14 protein-coding genes are annotated in these 16113 nt (G+C 66.2%); 8 read left to right on the top strand and 6 right to left on the bottom strand.

What is annotated here, in order from left to right; all coding sequences use genetic code 11:
• Both ACCD07_RS29170 and ACCD07_RS29165 read left to right on the top strand, forming a co-directional pair.
• The coding region (locus ACCD07_RS29170) for a M16 family metallopeptidase (protein ID WP_413449372.1) at positions 1-1410 on the top strand (1410 nt) is incomplete at its 5' end.
• Positions 1411-1417: 7 nt separating this feature from the next.
• Positions 1418-2029: a hypothetical protein gene (locus ACCD07_RS29165; RefSeq protein ID WP_413449371.1), complete on the top strand. Its 612-nt coding sequence runs from the start codon at positions 1418-1420 to the stop codon at positions 2027-2029.
• A gap of 15 nt (positions 2030-2044) precedes the next feature.
• Here ACCD07_RS29165 and ACCD07_RS29160 read toward each other — a convergent pair whose 3' ends face one another.
• From ACCD07_RS29160 to ACCD07_RS29135, 6 genes are all read right to left on the bottom strand, one after another.
• Positions 2045-5482 carry a response regulator gene (locus ACCD07_RS29160; RefSeq protein WP_413449370.1) on the bottom strand — a complete coding sequence of 1146 codons (3438 nt, stop codon included), beginning with the start codon at positions 5480-5482 and terminating at the stop codon, positions 2045-2047.
• A 79-nt stretch (positions 5483-5561) separates the two neighbouring features.
• Positions 5562-5927 carry a hypothetical protein gene (locus tag ACCD07_RS29155; RefSeq protein ID WP_176654071.1) on the bottom strand — a complete coding sequence of 122 codons (366 nt, stop codon included), beginning with the start codon at positions 5925-5927 and terminating at the stop codon, positions 5562-5564.
• Between the two features lie 119 nt (positions 5928-6046).
• Positions 6047-6184, bottom strand: a complete 138-nt coding sequence (locus ACCD07_RS29150; protein WP_176653761.1) for a hypothetical protein — start codon at positions 6182-6184, stop codon at positions 6047-6049.
• Between the two features lie 138 nt (positions 6185-6322).
• On the bottom strand, positions 6323-6475 hold the full coding sequence (locus tag ACCD07_RS29145) for a hypothetical protein (protein ID WP_176653760.1): 153 nt from the start codon (positions 6473-6475) through the stop codon (positions 6323-6325).
• Positions 6476-6595: 120 nt separating this feature from the next.
• Positions 6596-7327 carry an SIMPL domain-containing protein gene (locus ACCD07_RS29140; protein WP_176653759.1) on the bottom strand — a complete coding sequence of 244 codons (732 nt, stop codon included), beginning with the start codon at positions 7325-7327 and terminating at the stop codon, positions 6596-6598.
• Positions 7328-7385: 58 nt separating this feature from the next.
• Complete coding sequence (locus tag ACCD07_RS29135; RefSeq protein WP_353402184.1) at positions 7386-7898, bottom strand: hypothetical protein; 513 nt, start codon at positions 7896-7898, stop codon at positions 7386-7388.
• Between the two features lie 112 nt (positions 7899-8010).
• Between ACCD07_RS29135 and ACCD07_RS29130 the strand changes: the two genes are divergently transcribed.
• From ACCD07_RS29130 to ACCD07_RS29105, 6 genes are all read left to right on the top strand, one after another.
• A complete protein-coding gene (locus ACCD07_RS29130) occupies positions 8011-8562 on the top strand; it encodes a UPF0149 family protein (protein WP_413449369.1) in 552 nt (183 codons plus the stop codon).
• Position 8563: 1 nt separating this feature from the next.
• On the top strand, positions 8564-9439 hold the full coding sequence (locus tag ACCD07_RS29125; protein ID WP_413449368.1) for a helix-turn-helix domain-containing protein: 876 nt from the start codon (positions 8564-8566) through the stop codon (positions 9437-9439).
• A gap of 186 nt (positions 9440-9625) precedes the next feature.
• On the top strand, positions 9626-10108 hold the full coding sequence (locus tag ACCD07_RS29120; protein WP_413449367.1) for a hypothetical protein: 483 nt from the start codon (positions 9626-9628) through the stop codon (positions 10106-10108).
• A 132-nt stretch (positions 10109-10240) separates the two neighbouring features.
• Complete coding sequence (locus tag ACCD07_RS29115; RefSeq protein WP_413449366.1) at positions 10241-11410, top strand: efflux RND transporter periplasmic adaptor subunit; 1170 nt, start codon at positions 10241-10243, stop codon at positions 11408-11410.
• Position 11411: 1 nt separating this feature from the next.
• The gene (locus tag ACCD07_RS29110) at positions 11412-14627 is read left to right on the top strand and encodes an efflux RND transporter permease subunit (RefSeq protein ID WP_176653754.1); all 3216 of its coding nucleotides are present in this window, start codon (positions 11412-11414) and stop codon (positions 14625-14627) included.
• Positions 14624-16105, top strand: coding sequence for an efflux transporter outer membrane subunit (locus ACCD07_RS29105; protein ID WP_353402174.1), 1482 nt, complete (start codon positions 14624-14626; stop codon positions 16103-16105). Before ACCD07_RS29110 ends, ACCD07_RS29105 begins: the two co-directional genes overlap by 4 nt.
• Positions 16106-16113 lie beyond the last annotated feature (8 nt).

The following is a 16113-nucleotide window of genomic DNA, read 5'->3' as shown; positions in this document are numbered from 1 at the left end:
AATAAAAAACACCAACACACACCCCCCCGCCCCCGCCCCGCGGCGCGGGGGGGGGGGGGCGCGCCCCCCCCCCCCCCCCCCCCCGCCGATTTCCGCCTGCCCGCCTTCGACACCGTCACCTTGCAGAACGGCCTGACGGTCTACCTGATGGAACGCCACGAGGTGCCGCTGATCTCGGTGCGCGCCGTGGTCAAGGCCGGCGCCGTCAACGACGCCAAGCAGCCCGGCCTGTCCAACCTGACCGGCGACGCCCTGCTGCTGGGCAGCAAGCAGCACGACAAGAAATCCATCGACGAAGCCTTCGACTTCCGCGGCGCCCGCCTGGCCGGCGGCGCCGGCACCGAAGCGAGCACGGTGCAGGCCAATTTCGCCCGCGCCGACACGGCCGCGCTGCTGCCGCTGTTTGCCGAAATCGTCCAGCAGCCGAGCTTTGACGACGCCGAGCTGGCCAAGCTGCGCGAGCGCAAGGTGAATGGCCTCAAGCAGGCCAAGGAAGCGCCGCGCAACGTCGTCGGCAACTACTACCGCGCCATGCTGTTCGGCGAGAGCCCGTATGCGATACCGGCCGGCGGCACGGTCAGCAGCGTCGGCGCGCTCAAGCAGGGCGACGTGCAGCGCTACTACCAGCAGTACTACCGTCCGGACAACGCCGCCATCATCGTCGTCGGCGATTTCCAGGCCGCCGAGATGCGCAAGCAGATCGAGTCGCTGTTCGGCGCTTGGCAAGCCAGCGGCCCGGCGCCGGCGGCGCAGGACAACGGCAAGGTGCATGCCGACAAGGCCCGCGTGTGGCTGGTCAACAAGCCCGACGCCATCGAGACCACCTTCCTGATCGGCGGCGCCGGCATCGCCCGCAACGATCCGGACTACGTGCCGCTGCAGGTGCTCAACACCATCGTCGGCGGCCGCTTCACGTCGTGGCTGAACGACGAGCTGCGCGTCAACTCCGGCCTGACCTACGGCGCGCGTAGCGAGTTCGCCACCTTGTCGCAGACCGGCACCTTCGCCATCTCCAGCTTCACCGCGCTGCCGAAGACGGAAGCGGCCTTGGCGCTGGCGCACAAGACGTACCAGCGCCTGTGGGACAAGGGCATCGACAAGGCCACGCTGGAATCGGCCAAGGCCTACGTCAAGGGCCAGTTCCCGCCACGCTACGAAACCGGGGAGCAGCTGGCGGGCCTGCTGGGCGACATGTACGCGTCCAAGGTCGGCCGCGAGCAGATCGACAACTTCATGAAGGACGTCGACAGCCTGACGCCGGAGCGCGCCAAGGCGCTGGTGGACAAGCACTTCCCGCGCAACAATCTGCAGACGGTGCTGGTGGGGAAAGCCGAAGCGATACGGGGCATCGCCGCCCAATACGGCGACGTGACCGAACTGCAGATCAGCGCGGACGGCTTCCAGCCCTGAGGCCGCCATGCCAGCTTTTCGCATCGCCGTTGACGATGTCGTGGTCGCCACCATCAGCACGGACGGCCATGACATCATCGCCATCCGGGTCGCCGGGCAGCGTCACTGGGAAATGCCCGCCATGTTGAGTGCGGACGGCGGAAAATATCCGAAGGATGCGCCGTCCACGCACTTGATCTGGATACCGGAACAGGCGCTGCGGATGGGCCAGCGGGTCGACATCGATATGCTGGCGGACGGGGTCACCGCTCCGCCGGGCAGGACGATTGCAGAACTGTACCCGGACGAGCCGGAGGTGGACAAGGATTACGACTTCAGGCTCACCGATGAGAAGCTCGCAGAACTTGCCAAGCTCGAAGTGCTTCATCCGCGGCATGCGTTCGAGTTTCGCGGATCGGATGGCGCCTGCCTGTCTGCACGGACGCAACTGGGAGACGACGGTTACAGCCTCACCGTACTGTGGGACTGGGCACGTCCAGCTCAGGCGCGCCTGATGTTAGGCAGCTCCAACCTGGCCGACGCCCGGGCGGGCATCGAGAGACAATACCACGCCAGGGAAAACCTGGCTGTCGGCGCCAGCATATCGCTGCTGGTCAAGGACGCCGGTCCGCCGCATTAACCCGGCATCTAGCCACTAGGCTGCGGCAGGGTCCATCCGGCGCAGTTGCTGCTCGACGTCGTGCATCGCGATGGGGCAGGCGTCCAGCACCAGCGCCAACTGATCCCACGCGGTGGCGTTGGCGCCCTGCTTCAGCGCGCGCTCGGCCAGCCCTGCCAGGCCGGCCAGGCGATCGGCGCCGACGGTGCCGGCCAGGCCTTTGAGCGTATGCAGCGCCTGCAGCGCCTGCAGGCAGCCTTCCACATCGGCGTCGGCGAACGAGGCTTGCAGCAAGGTCACCAGCTTGGCCGCTTCCACAGCAAAACTGCGCAGGGCGATCAGGTAGACCGATTGCAGCCCGCCCATCCGCTTCAGCGCGGCGGCGCTGTTGAGGCCGGCCTCGGGCAGCGCCGCCGCGCCATTGCCGGCGTCGCCACCGTCCGTCGCGGGCGCGGCCGCGGCCGCCGCTCCCGAGCCAAGCACATGCCGGCGTATCACCTCGATCAACTGTGCCAGATCGAACGGCTTGCCGATGTGATCGGCCATGCCGGCGTCCAGCGCGGCCACGCGGTCCGCCGCCATGGCGTTGGCCGTCATCGCGACGATGGGCGGCGCGTCCGCACCCAGCAGTTGCTGGATCGCATAGGTGGCTTCGTAACCGTCCATCTCCGGCATCTGGATGTCCATCAGTATCAGGTCCGGCAGCGGGCGTGAGCCTGAGACGGCGTCGATCGCCATCTGGCCGGAACTGGCCACCTCCACTTGCGCGCCGTCGTTGCCCAGCAGTTCGCTCGCCACCTGCTGGTTGGCCGGGTTGTCGTCCACCAGCAACAGCCGCAAGCCCTCCAGCCGGCGCATCGACGGCACCGCCACCGCCGCCAGCGGCGTGCGCTTTTCCATGCGCGCGTCGGCCACCGCGTCGAACAGCATCGACGCCGTCACCGGCTTGACCACGAAGCCATCGAGCACCGGCTCCATTTCCGCATAGCGCTGCGCCAGCAGCTCGCGGTCGTGCGCGGTGACCATGACGATCAGCGGCATCTTGCCGGCCGGCGCCAGCTTGCGGATCTGGCAGCTGGTCTCCCAGCCGTCCAGCCCCGGCATGCGCCAGTCGATGAAGACGATGTCGTACGCCTGCTGCCGCTCCAGCACGGCCCCGACGGCGGCCAGCGCCTCGTAGCCGCCCTCGGCGATATCGACCTCCCAGCCGAACGAGGCGGCCATCTCGCCGAGCACGGTACGGGCGATCGGATTGTCGTCCACCACCAGGCATTTCAGGCCGCGCATCGATTCCATCGACGGCATGCCTGCCGTAAATTCAGCCAACGGCGCCTCCGGCTGCTCCGCCGCCACGCCGAACTCGACGACGAAATCAAACAGGCTGCCCTGCCCCGGTTCGCTGGTCACGCGCAAGGTGCCGCCCATCAGCTGCACCAGGCGCTGGCTGATCGCCAGCCCGAGGCCGGTGCCGCCGTAGCGGCGCGCGGTCGACGCCTCGGCCTGCGAAAAACCGTCGAAGATGCGCTGGCACTGCTCGTCCGAAATACCGATGCCGGTGTCGCGGATCGCAAACGCGACCGACATCGCGCTCTCGCTGCGCGACAGCAGTTGCGCCGACAGCACGACCTCGCCCTGCTCCGTGAACTTGATGGCGTTGCCCGCCAGGTTGAGCAGGATCTGCTGCAGCCGCAGCGCATCGCCGATCACCAGCGCCGGCAGAGCCGGGTCGATGCGGAACAGCACTTCGATATTCTTGGTGCCGACGTTGGCCGACAGGATCACCGCCAGGTCGCGCCACAGCTTGTCGAGCCGGAACGGATGCGGGTCCAGCGCCAGCTTGCCCGCCTCCACCTTGGAGAAATCGAGGATGTCGTTGAGCAGCCCCAGCAAGGCGCTGGCCGCCGAATGCGCCTTGGCCGCGTAATCCTGCTGGCGTTCGCTCATCTCGGTCTGCTGCAGCAGTTGCAGCATGCCCAGCACGGCGTTCATCGGCGAGCGGATTTCATGGCTCATGTTGGCGACGAATTCCGACTTGGCGCGCCCTGCCTTGTCGGCCTCGTCCTTGGCCAGCTGCAGCGCGGCGTGCGCGGAGCGCGACTCGGTATGGTCGGTGCTGCTGCCGACCCAGCCCAGTATCCTGCCGCGCTCGTCCTTGCGTGGCAAGGCGCGGTTGTCGAACACCCGCCAGTCGCCGTCGTGGCGGCGCAAGCGGCAATCGACGCGGAATTCGTCGCCGGCCGCGGCGGCGCGGCGCCATTCGGCTTGCAGCGCCGCGCGGTCGTCCGGATGCAGCACCGGCGCCCAGTCGCCCGCCGCGATCAGCTGCGCGGCGGGAACGCCGCTGAAGCGTTCCCAATGGTGGCTCATGAAGTCGATGCGCAGTTCCGGCGTCACGGTCCAGACCATCTGCGGCAAGCCCTCGGTCAGCGAGCGCCAGCGCGATTCGGACTCCGTCAGCTGGGCCAGCGAGCCTTGCAGCGCACGGTCGGTTTCGATCAGTTGCAGCAGCGATTGGTATTGCTTCCTCAGCGCATACCACACGCCCACCAGCAGCGCGGCCGCGAACGCCACCAGCAAGCCGAGGAAGATGATCGAGTTGCGCACCTCCTTGCGCCATGGCGCCAGGAAGTCCTCGCTGGCCAGGGCCACGGCCACGAAGATCGGATAGCCGCCGACCCGCTCCACGCTGGCGGTGCGCTCCATGCCGTCGCGCGGGCTGACAGTGTTATAAGTGGCGCTGTTGCGCTTGCCGTCGAGGATGGCCTGGGTCGGCGCCGTGACCTGGACGGCGGTGCCGATTTCCACCTCCTTGATCATGGGGTAGCGGTGGATCACGCGCCGCCGGTCGTCCAGCAGGACAATCGAGCCGTGCTGGCCGACGTTGAGCGACGAGAACAATTCGGTCAGGCGCGAGCTGTTCATGTTGACGTAGGCCGTGCCGCCGAAACTGCCGTCCGGCAGCGCCAGCGGATACACCAGCGGCAGCACCCACTCGCCGCTGATGCGCGACTTGACCGGCACGCCGATGATCAGGTCGTGTTCGGTCCGGGCGCGCTGGAAAAATTCGCGCACGCTCATGTCCTGCGGATGAGCCAGGTCGATTTCTTCGCCGTAGATCACGCGGCCGGCGGCGTCGGAGCCGCGCACGGAGCGCGCGTTGGGGATGCGCTCCCGCAGCGAGCGCAGGAAGGCGCTGAACTGGGCGTCGTCGAAACGCCCGTCGCGGTGCATGGCGGTGAATTCCTTGCCGGCGCGGCGCATGGCCAGGTCGACTTCCTCGAAATGCGAGTGCAGGAAGTTTTCCAGCGTGATGGCGAGATTGTGGGAGGTTTCGGCAGCGTTGTCGTAGTAGCGCTGCTGGCTTTGCTGCAGCACATGGGCCACGAACAGCGACACCACCAGCAGCACAGCGGCGACCGCCGCCGCCAGCATGCCGAACAGTTTCCTGAACTTCCGCAAAGTTTCGAATTTCATGGCGTTTGGCGCGCTCTCATTGCTGTTTTATAACTCTACATTACAGCAAAAAAAACCCGCCGTGTACGCCACTAGCGTCTTACAAGCCTTGACTGGCGATATCGGCCAACGATTCCCTGCCCTTGTCGCTGATGTCGAAGCCGCCCTCGGCGCGCGGCACGATGTGGGATTTCTTGCCGAGGAACATGGCGACATCGGCATCGATGGCGCTGGCCGGGTCGGCCTCGATGGCGCGCAGGCCCAGCACGCAGCGGCGCAGGAACAGGGTCTGCTCGCCCTTGTCGGTCAGCGAGATGCGGCCGTTCTTGGCGATGGTGAACAGTTTCAGGCCGGCCAGGCGCTTGGTGTTGCGTCCGACGCAGGCGCTGACGCGCTCGCCCTTGATGCCGCGCTTGACTTCATCGAGTGCGTTGTATTCGTCCTGCGTTAATTTCTCATTCTTCATTGCTATTTTTTCCATAAGAGGCTGCTGCGGCCCTCATGGTACGCGCCCGGCCGGGGGACGGCAAGAAAATGCGCCCCCGCAGCCAGAAACGATAACAATGCGCGAGAAATAAAGTGCGTTCAGAACGCTCGGATCGCCAGCCAGATCAGGCCGATGGAGGCAAACGCCGCTACACAAATCAAGGCTTGTACACGCTTGGTGCTCAGGGCAACGCTGCGACGGCCGAGGTAGATTTTGTTGTGTAATGAATTGCCCATGATGCTCTCCGTGAACGAAAAACCGATGACATGACTAAATTATAGAAACTCTTTCTTGACGCTGGTGTGACGAAGAACACAAACATGAAAATATGTATCCCTTGAGCAACAACCATCACACTTTCTCACTTGGCAAGATCAAGTCTTGATCGGCGGTTGTTTCGGCGTCGGCTCTTCGATCGGCGCCTGGTCGGGCAGCGGCATGTTGTCCGGCGGCGGATCTTTTTCCGGCTGCGGCGGCGGCATGTCGGGTTCGGGCGTGGTGTGGGCACGGATATCGGTAGCGGCCATGGCTGTTCTCCTTGAGTTGGCAGTCAAGTGACAGATCGGGCGCAAAGCGGAATAAACAAGCGGCCGATGCGGCGCCTGCGTGCGGCAGCGCACGCAGGCTGTCGCATGGCGTCGTCTGGCTTATTTGATGCGGAAAATCACGTCCACCGTTTGCGACCAGCGCAGCGCCTGGATCGACAGGAAGTCCTTCTCCGCCGACGAGGCGTTGGTGCCGCGACGGGCGTTGTAGAAGTCGGTCGGCATCAGGCCGACGGCATTGGTCAGGTTGCGCAATTGACCGGACGAGATCGCCGTCACCGCGCCCACCTTCTTGCCAAAGCCGGCAGCCATGCCTTCGGCGCGACGTTGCGCGTCCTTGATCGCTTCGGTCGTCAGTTCCTGCTCGACCTTGACGCGGTCGGACTTGCCGAAGGTGGTTGCCAGGCGGTCGATGTTGGGCTTGCCCAGCAAGCCCTGCATGACGGCGCGCCATTTGCCCAGGTCGCGCACGACGATGTGGACGGCGCTGCGGATTTCGTACTCGGGCGCGGCGTTCGGATCGGCGTTGGCGGCGGCCTTGCGCATTTCCTTGCGCATGTCGCGAAAGCCCGCCTCGGCCACGCTGTCGCCGGCTTGGGTGTTGCCCTGCTCGGCCAGCAGCGCCTGGATTTCCGCCACCCGCGCCTGCACCAGGGCCACGGCGGCATTGCTGTCGGGGTCGAAGGCGCTGACATCGAAGTCGATCTCGCCCATGTCCGGCATGACGAACACAAAACCTTCGCCGGCGGTGTGGATGAACGGATAATCGGGCAGGTTGGACGCCTGTACGGCCAGCGGCAGCAAAGCGATGGCGAGAACGATTTTCTTCAGCATCTATCTTCCTTGGTAAGCGAGATGCTGGAGTATCCGGTATTTTTTACAAATTAACAACTTACTTGGCCTTGTTGATTTCGCTCAGCAGCACGAACGCTTCGTGATGAATGGCCGGCTCGGCCGCCTTGAACTCCTGGCTGGCCTTGACGTAGGCCGGCTTCTTCAGCTCCAGCTTTTCCGCCGGCGTCGGCTTCGGATCTTCCGGATACAGGCGCGGCGGGCCATTGTAGGTCTGCATCAGCACTTTCTGGCCGTAGCTGGACTGGTAGTAGCGGGTCATCTCGGCTGCCGTCTCGGTGCTGAGCAGGCGCGCCACGGGCAGCGCCAGGCGGCTGTAGATTTCTTCGGCGGGCAGCTTGACCACCTTGGCCATCACGATTTCGCGCTGCGCCGGGCTTGGATACTTGCTCATGCCGGCCGTGGTGCGCAGCATTTTTTCCGCCTGCATGGCTGCCAGCATGTCGTGCGCGGCCTTCACTTGGGCGGCGTCCGGCGCGGCAGTCGGGGCGGCGGCGGCCCAAGCCGCGCTCATCAACAAACTGGCTGCGGCCAGCATTTTTATGGTTGTCATGTCTGCTCCTTGAATGATCGTATTGAATGGTGCCTTACCGCATCATATTGCTAAACTCGCAAACATGCCCACACGAGTAGAATGACGGCTTTCCACGCACGAGAACACCATCATGCCCAGCACGCCCCTCAACGACGACGAATACGATGACCTGGACGACCTGCTGGCCGCGCTCGGGCCGCAGGCGATGGACGTTTCGAAGCTGGAAGGATTCCTGACCGCGATCGTCATCGGCCCGCGTCAGCCGCCGCGGGAGCAATGGCTGCCGCTGGTATGGGGCGCCGATCCGGCCGGCCAGACCGTTGCTGCCGCCGGCCTGGTGCTGCGGCACTACCAATACATGGTCGAGTGGATGGCCAAGGATCCGGGCAGTTTCGAACCGATCTACGAATGCGGCGGCACCTGGACCGCCGACGCGTGGTGCGAGGGTTTCCTGGCCGGCGTGCAGCTGGATGCGGAAAGCTGGGCCCCGCTGCGGGCCAGCCAGCCGGCCTTGCTGGCGCCGTTCCAGCGCGATGACGCCAACCGCGCCGCGAAGATCGCGCCGGCGGTGATCCAGATCCACGCCTTCTGGCACAAGCCCCTGCCCAAGGCGGCCAAGGTCGGCCGCAACGATCCCTGCCCTTGCGGCAGCGGCAAGAAGGCCAAGAAGTGCTGCGGTTGACATGAACCGGCACTCAGACCCGGCGACGCCGAAATTGGATATTTGGTCCGTCAAATCCCGTCAATTCGGCTTTTCACGCCTGCGTTCCACCGACGAAAACGTCGGCAGACTGCCGCTACCCGACGCTGCAACCGACTACCTGCTGTCGATCAACCTGGCATACCTGCATCCTTATACAACCACGGCGGACGGCATCGATCGGATGCATGATCCTATCGATGAGGGCAAGATCTGCCTGATCCCTGGCGATCGCAACGTCAGCCTGAGGGTTGACCAACCGTTTGATCTGCTGCGCTTTTACAAGACCCGCAACGGGGAGGAACAACCCGTCCTGGAACCTCTGTGCGGCCACACGGATTCCATCGCCTTGAATCTGATGAAGTGCCTGCTGGAAGCTGTCGACCGGCCCAAGTCGGTGACGCCCGCCTTCGTTCATCATCTGGGACTGACGCTCGATTCGCATCTGACAAGCTGGTACGCCACGGCGCCGCGGGCGGCGCGCGAGTACCGCGGCACCCTGGCCGGCTGGCAGGTCAACCTGGCCAAGGAGATACTGGCCGCCAGCGTGGGGAAAGACGTGCTTGTCAGCGACATCGCCGAACGCTGTGGCTTGTCCACCAATTATTTTTCCACCGCGTTCAAGAACGCGACCGGAAAGTCGCCGCTCAACTGGCAACTGGAACTGCGCATAGAGCGCGCGCGCAACCTGTTGGTCAACACCGCTGATACGCTGCTCGCCATTTCGGACGCCTGCGGGTTCGCCGACCAATCGCACTTTACGAGAATATTCGCAAGGGTGGTTGGCCTGCCACCGGGAAAATGGCGATTGCAGCAGCGCAGCGGGGTTAGCCCGGCGGCTTATCGCCAGCAAAATTGAACCGATAATTTCGCCGACGCCCTGCATTCCGTGAAGGACCAATCTTTACCCAAGCACCGTTCCAAAACCGGTGCTTCGTTCAATACTTTGTGGCCGGCCGCTGCCTAGAATTCCTAAGTTCAACACCTGGGATGGGAGGATTCGATCCTGCAAACCCTGGTGAACTTACGCTAACAAGGAGCACGCATGCACAACATCTCATCCAACATCGCCCCCTCGTCCCCGCTGCCGGCATCGGTCGGCATCCCCAAGGCCGCGGCGGCCGACGACGACAAGGGCAAGCTGGTGCCGGCATCGTTCGCCCAGATCTACCGGGCGACGGTGGCGGCGGCGGTCGATACCAACGGCGACCAGGTCATCTCGGCCGACGAATACCGCACGCAAATCAGCGCCGCCGGCGGCGGCTCCGGCCAGGCGGCGCTGCAATTTCAGCAGCTCGACACCAACGCCGACGGCAGCGTCTCCGTCGGCGAGCTGGCGGGCGCGATCCACGATCCGCTGGGCGACGACTATTCCGCCGTCATCCAGCAAGTGATCCAGGAAATCCAGCGGGGACTGGGGACATCGCCGCCCGCCGGCGATGTGCTCAACGCGCAAGGCCAGGTGCGCGACAGCCATCAGGTGATGCGGTATGTGGCCGCGAACTTCCCGGGCAACATCGGCTACTGAGCCCTCCTCCGAACGGTTCACTTCCTCCCAATAGGATAGGAGCATCCCCCTCCAAAAAGAAAATCCTGACTGCCCGGCCATGCTAACTTATAAAACATGTACGAACGTATTTTATTAAAAGGAGAGCAAGTCATGGATCGTCATCAAAAATTGGCCACGGCCGGGGTGGTCGCCATCGCCGCCATCATCGGCGGAGCGATGCTGGTGTACGGCGCCCCGGCGCAAGGCGGCGCCGCCGATGCGCCGCCGCCGGCAGCGGAGATCGAGGCGGCCCAGGCGGTCGGCAGCACCATCACCGATTACCAGGGCTATTCGGGCCGGCTGGAGGCGATCGACAAGGTGGAGATCCGGCCGCTGGTGGGAGGCGCCATCGTCGCCGTGCATTTCAAGGACGGCGCGCTGGTGAAAAAAGGCGAGCCGCTGTTCGATATCGATCCCCGCCCCTACCAGGCGGAAGTCAACCGCGCCGCCGCGCAAGTGGCGCTGGCCAAGGCCAACGAGCGCTACACCAGCACCGATGCCGGCCGCGCGCAGAATCTGCTGGGCGACAACGCCATCGCCAAACGCGACTACGACCAGACGCAAAACGCCGCCAGTGCGGCGACGGCCAGCCTGCAGGCGGCCCAGGCGGCGCTGGACGCTGCCCGCATCAACCTGATGTACGCGCACATCGTGGCGCCGGTGTCCGGCCGCATGTCGCGCGCCGAGCTGACCGTCGGCAATGTGGTCTCGGCCGGCCCCGGCGCCCCGCTGCTCGGGACCGTGGTCTCGCTGTCGCCGGTCTACGCCGCGTTCGAGGTCGACGAGCAAACCTACCTGCGCTACCTGAGCCACAGCGGCAAGGCCGTGGTGCCGGTGGCGCTGGGCCTGGCCGATGAAAGCGGCTACTCGCGCAACGGCAGCGTCGACTCGATCGACAATCGCCTGGACCAGCGCTCCGGCACCATCCGCGTGCGCGCCCGCTTCGACAACGCGGACGGCGTGCTGCTGCCCGGCCTGTACGCCCGCATCAAGGTCGGTGGCGGCGCCCCGCACGCGGCGGTGCTGGTCGACGACGCCGCCATCGGCACCGACCAGGAAAAGAAATTCGTCATGGTGGTCGACGCCGCCAGCCGCGCGCAATACCGCGAGATCGAGCCGGGACCGCTGTACAACGGCCAGCGCATCGTCACGCGCGGCTTGAAGCCGGGCGAGCGCATCGTCGTCAACGGCCTGCAGCGGGTGCGCCCGAACGACCTGGTCAAGGTGAAGGCGGTGCCGATGCCCGGTGCCGGCAAAGCTGACACGCGCACGGGAACCTGACATGAACATCTCCAAATTTTTCATCGACCGGCCGATCTTTGCCGGCGTGCTGTCGATGCTGATACTGCTGGGCGGTGTGATCTCGATGTTCAAGCTGCCGATTTCCGAATACCCGGAAATCATTCCGCCGCAAGTGCTGGTACACGCGCAGTTCCCCGGCACCAATCCGAAAGTCATCGCCGAGACGGTATCGGCGCCGCTGGAAGAATCGATCAACGGCGTCGAGAAAATGCTGTACATGCAGTCGCAGGCCAACAGCGACGGCAACACCACCACCACCGTCACCTTCCAGCTGGGCACCGATCCCGACCTGGCCCAGCAACTGGTGCAGAACCGCGTGTCGCAGGCGCTGCCGCGCCTGCCCGAAGATGTGCAGCGGCTCGGCGTGACGACCGTCAAGTCGTCCGCCACCCTGACGCTGGTGGTGCACGTGGTCTCGCCCAACGGCCGCTACGACATGCAGTACCTGCGCAACTACGCGCTGCTGAACCTGCGCGACCGCCTGGCCCGCGTCAAGGGCATCGGCGAGGTCACACTCAAGGGCTCGGGCGACTATTCGATGCGGGTCTGGCTCGATCCGCAAAAAACCGCCCAGCGCGGACTGACCGCCAGCGACGTGGTGCGCGCGATCCGCGAACAGAACGTGCAGGTCTCGGCCGGCATCATCGGCGCCTCGCCGTCGGGCCCCGACGTGCCGCTGCAGCTCGATGTCAACGCCAAGGGACGCCTGACCACCGAGGAAGAGTTCCAGTCCATCGTGCTCAAGGCGTCAAGCGACGGCAGCGTCACCTATCTGCGCGACGTGGCGCGGGTGCAGCTGGGCGCGGCCGACTACGGCCAGCGCGCGCTGATCGACAACCAGCAGGCGGTGGCGATGTGGATCTTCCAGCAGCCCGGCGCCAACTCGCTGCAGATCGCCGAGGACGTGCGCAAGGTAATGGCCGAAGCCGCGACCGAGATGCCGGCCGGCGTCGAGTACCAGATCGTCTACGACCCGACCCGCTTCGTCAAGTCCAGCATCGAGGCGGTGGTGCACACGCTGCTCGAAGCCATCGCGCTGGTGGTGTTGGTGGTGATCGTCTTCCTGCAGAACTGGCGCGCCGCCATCATTCCGCTGCTGGCGGTGCCGGTATCGATCGTCGGCACGTTCACGCTGATGCTGGGCTTTGGGTTCTCGATCAACGCGCTGTCGCTGTTCGGCATGGTGCTGGCGATCGGCATCGTCGTCGACGACGCCATCGTGGTGGTGGAAAACGTCGAGCGCAACATCGCTTCGGGGCTGTCGCCGCGCGAGGCCACCTACCAGGCCATGCGCGAGGTGAGCGGGCCGATCGTCGCCATCGCGCTGACGCTGGTGGCGGTGTTCGTGCCGCTGGCCTTCATGTCGGGGCTGACCGGCCAGTTCTACAAGCAGTTCGCCATGACGATCGCCATTTCGACGGTGATCTCGGCCTTCAACTCGCTGACCCTGTCGCCGGCGTTGGCGGCGCTGCTGCTGCGCGGCCATGAGACGCCGCCGGACTGGCTCACGCGCTCCATCGACCGCGTATTCGGCGGCTTCTTCCAGCGCTTCAACAACGTGTTCCAGCGCGGCTCGGCTTTCTACGGCAAGGGCGTGGCCGGCATGGTGGGCCGCAAGGGTGCGATGATGCTGCTGTACGTGGTGCTGCTGGCCGGCGCGGTGATGATCAACAAGGCGGTACCGGGCGGCTTCGTGCCGCTGCAGGACAAGGAATACATCATCACCATCGCCCAGCTGCCCAACGGGGCGTCGCTGGACCGCACCGAGGCGATCGTGCGGCAGATGGGCGAGATCGCGCTGAAGGAGCCCGGCGTCGAGGCGGCGGTGCAGCACCCCGGACTGTCGGTCAACGGCTTCACCAGCTCGTCGAGCGCGGCGATCATGTTCGTCACGCTCAAAAGCTTCGACGAACGCCGGCGCAGCGGCCTGACGGCGCAAAAGATCGCCGACTCGCTCGGCGCCAAGTACGGCGCCATCAAGGGCTCGTATATCGGCGTGTTCCCGCCGCCGCCGGTGCTGGGACTGGGCACGCTGGGCGGCTTCAAGCTGCAACTGGAGGATCGCGGCGCGCTGGGCTACACGGCGCTCAACGACGCCACCAACGCCTTCATCGCCGCCGCGTCCAAGGCGCCGGAGCTGGGGCCGCTGTTCTCCACCTACCAGATCAACGTGCCGCAGGTGGACGTGCAGTTCGACCGCGTCAAGGCCAAGCAGCTGGGGGTGAAGATCACCGACGTGTTCGACACCATGCAGATCTACCTCGGTTCGGCCTACGTCAATGACTTCAACCGCTTCGGCCGGGTCTACCAGGTGCGCATCCAGGCCGATGCGCCGTTCCGCGCCTACGCCGAGGACATCGGCACGCTCAAGACCCGCAACGCCGACGGCGAGATGGTGCCGCTGTCGTCGCTGCTGACGGTGACGCCCACCTACGGGCCGGAGATGGTGGTGCGCTACAACGGCTACACGGCGGCCGACATCAACGGCGCCGCCGCGCCGGGCTACTCGTCCGACCAGGCGCAGGCGGCGATCGAACGGATCGCCGCGCAAACGCTGCCGCGCGGGATCAAGATGGAATGGACCGACCTGGCCTACCAGCAAAAACTGGCCGGCAACGCCGCGCTGCTGGTTTTCCCGATCAGCGTGCTGCTGGTGTTCCTGGTGCTGGCCGCGCAGTACGAGAGTCTGACGCTGCCGCTGGCCATCATCCTGATCGTCCCGGTCAGCATCCTGGCCGCGCTGGCGGGTGTCTGGATCGCTGACGGCGACAACAACATCTTCACCCAGATCGGCCTGATGGTGCTGGTCGGCCTGTCGGCCAAGAACGCCATCCTGATCGTCGAATTCGCGCGCGAACTGGAAATGCAGGGCCGCACCATCGTCGAGGCGGCGATCGAGGCCAGCCGCATGCGGCTGCGCCCCATCCTGATGACATCGATCGCCTTCATCATGGGCGTGCTGCCGATGGTGGTGTCGTCCGGCGCCGGCTCGGAAATGCGCCGGGCCATCGGCGTCGCGGTGTTTTCCGGCATGCTGGGGGTGACCCTGTTCGGACTGCTGCTGGTGCCGGTGTTCTACGTCCTGCTGCGCAAGCTGGCGGGCGGCCAGCGCCTGATCGACAAGCACGGACACAATCCGCATATCCACAGCCTGGAAGAAGGCATCGCACCGGCATACACCAAGGAGACGCCATGACATCGCCCGCCACAGCCCGCGCATTGGGCGCTTGCGCCGCCCTGCTGCTGGGCGCCTGCTCGGCGCCGCAGTTCCGCCAGCCGGAGCTGGCCGCGCCGGACGCCTACAAGGAGGCCGCGCACCGGGAGTCGGCGCCGGCGCTCACGCTGCCCGACGGCTCGCGCTGGGAAGCGTCACAGCCGGCAGCCAGCCAGCCCGACGGCGCCTGGTGGCGCGTGTTCAACGACGCTCAGCTCGACAGGCTGATCGCCGAGGCCACCGCCGCCAACCAGAACCTGGCCGGCGCCGCCGCCCGTCTGCGCCAGGCGCGCGCGATCGCCGGCATCGCCGAGGCGCAGCGGATGCCGCAACTCGACGCCGGCATCGGCGCGCAGCGGGTGCGGCAGTCGCCGCTGGAGCTGGGACTGCCGGCCGGCTCGCCGGTGGCCCCGGCCAGCATTTACCAGGCCAGGCTGACGGCCAGCTACGAGGCCGACCTGTTCGGCCGCGTGTCGTCCAGCGTGGCTGCCGCCCGCGGCGACGCCGCCGCCAGCGCCGCCATCTACCGCGCGGTGCTGCTGTCGCTGCAGGCCGACGTGGCGCAGACCTGGTTCCGGCTGCGCGAAACGGATGCCGAACTGGCGGCGCTGGCGGAGGCGGTCGGCCTGCGCGAGAAGAGCCTTGCCGTCAACCAGCGGCGCTACGACCTGGGCGACATCGGCGAATTCGACCTGGTGCGCGCCCGCACCGAACTGTCGACCGCGCGCGCCGAGGCGATCGGCCTGCAGCAGCAGCGCGCCGTCAACGAGCATGCGCTGGCGGTGCTGCTGGGCAGACCGGCCGGCGGCTACTCGGTGCCGGTGCAGCCGCTGGGCGTCGCCGCGCCGCCGGTGGTGCCGCCCGGCCTGCCGTCGTCGCTGCTGCAGCGGCGGCCGGACCTGGCGGCCGCGCAGCGGCAGATGGAGGCGGCCAACGCCCGCATCGGCGTGGCGCGCGCGGCGCGCTTCCCGGCGCTGCTGCTGAACGCCGGCGGCGGCGGCGAGGCCGCCACCTTCGCCGACGTGTTCAAGTGGAGCAGCCGTTCGTGGCTGGCCGGCGCCGCGCTGTCCATGCCGCTGATCGACGGCGGCCGCAACCGCAGCAATATCGCGCGCAGCGAGGCGGCGCTGGAGGAAGCCGTGGCGGCGTTCCGCCAGCAGGTGCTGGCCGCCTACGCCGACGTCGAAGACAACCTGGCGGGCCTGCGCATCCTGGGCGCCCAGTCGCAGCAGATCGGCGAGGCGCTGGTGTCGGCCCGGCGTTCGGCCGAGTTGGCGCAAAAGCTGTACGGCGCCGGCCGTTCCAGCTACCTCGACCTGCTCGACGCCCAGCGCAACCTGACCACCGTGCAGCGCCAGGCGGCGCAGCTTAACGGCAGCCGCGCCGTCGCCACCGTGGCGCTGATACGCGCGCTGGGCGGCGGTTGGCAGGACGCCCCCGCCGCGCTCGCGGCCAACTGAAAGGAGAC

It is taken from the genome of Duganella sp. Dugasp56 (assembly GCF_047304105.1).
GTDB lineage: Bacteria > Pseudomonadota > Gammaproteobacteria > Burkholderiales > Burkholderiaceae_D > Rugamonas > Rugamonas hordei.
This window is presented reverse-complemented; position numbering and strand designations above follow the sequence as displayed.

Coding starts and splice junctions, on each gene's coding strand:
- ACCD07_RS29110 (WP_176653754.1), top strand. CDS start 11,412: ATGAACATCTCCAAATTTTTCATCGACCGGCCGATCTTTGCCGGCGTG.
- ACCD07_RS29120 (WP_413449367.1), top strand. CDS start 9,626: ATGCACAACATCTCATCCAACATCGCCCCCTCGTCCCCGCTGCCGGCA.
- ACCD07_RS29145 (WP_176653760.1), bottom strand. CDS start 6,475: ATGGCCGCTACCGATATCCGTGCCCACACCACGCCCGAACCCGACATG.
- ACCD07_RS29140 (WP_176653759.1), bottom strand. CDS start 7,327: ATGCTGAAGAAAATCGTTCTCGCCATCGCTTTGCTGCCGCTGGCCGTA.
- ACCD07_RS29150 (WP_176653761.1), bottom strand. CDS start 6,184: ATGGGCAATTCATTACACAACAAAATCTACCTCGGCCGTCGCAGCGTT.
- ACCD07_RS29155 (WP_176654071.1), bottom strand. CDS start 5,927: ATGAAGAATGAGAAATTAACGCAGGACGAATACAACGCACTCGATGAA.
- ACCD07_RS29160 (WP_413449370.1), bottom strand. CDS start 5,482: ATGAAATTCGAAACTTTGCGGAAGTTCAGGAAACTGTTCGGCATGCTG.
- ACCD07_RS29130 (WP_413449369.1), top strand. CDS start 8,011: ATGCCCAGCACGCCCCTCAACGACGACGAATACGATGACCTGGACGAC.
- ACCD07_RS29125 (WP_413449368.1), top strand. CDS start 8,564: ATGAACCGGCACTCAGACCCGGCGACGCCGAAATTGGATATTTGGTCC.
- ACCD07_RS29115 (WP_413449366.1), top strand. CDS start 10,241: ATGGATCGTCATCAAAAATTGGCCACGGCCGGGGTGGTCGCCATCGCC.
- ACCD07_RS29165 (WP_413449371.1), top strand. CDS start 1,418: ATGCCAGCTTTTCGCATCGCCGTTGACGATGTCGTGGTCGCCACCATC.
- ACCD07_RS29135 (WP_353402184.1), bottom strand. CDS start 7,898: ATGACAACCATAAAAATGCTGGCCGCAGCCAGTTTGTTGATGAGCGCG.
- ACCD07_RS29105 (WP_353402174.1), top strand. CDS start 14,624: ATGACATCGCCCGCCACAGCCCGCGCATTGGGCGCTTGCGCCGCCCTG.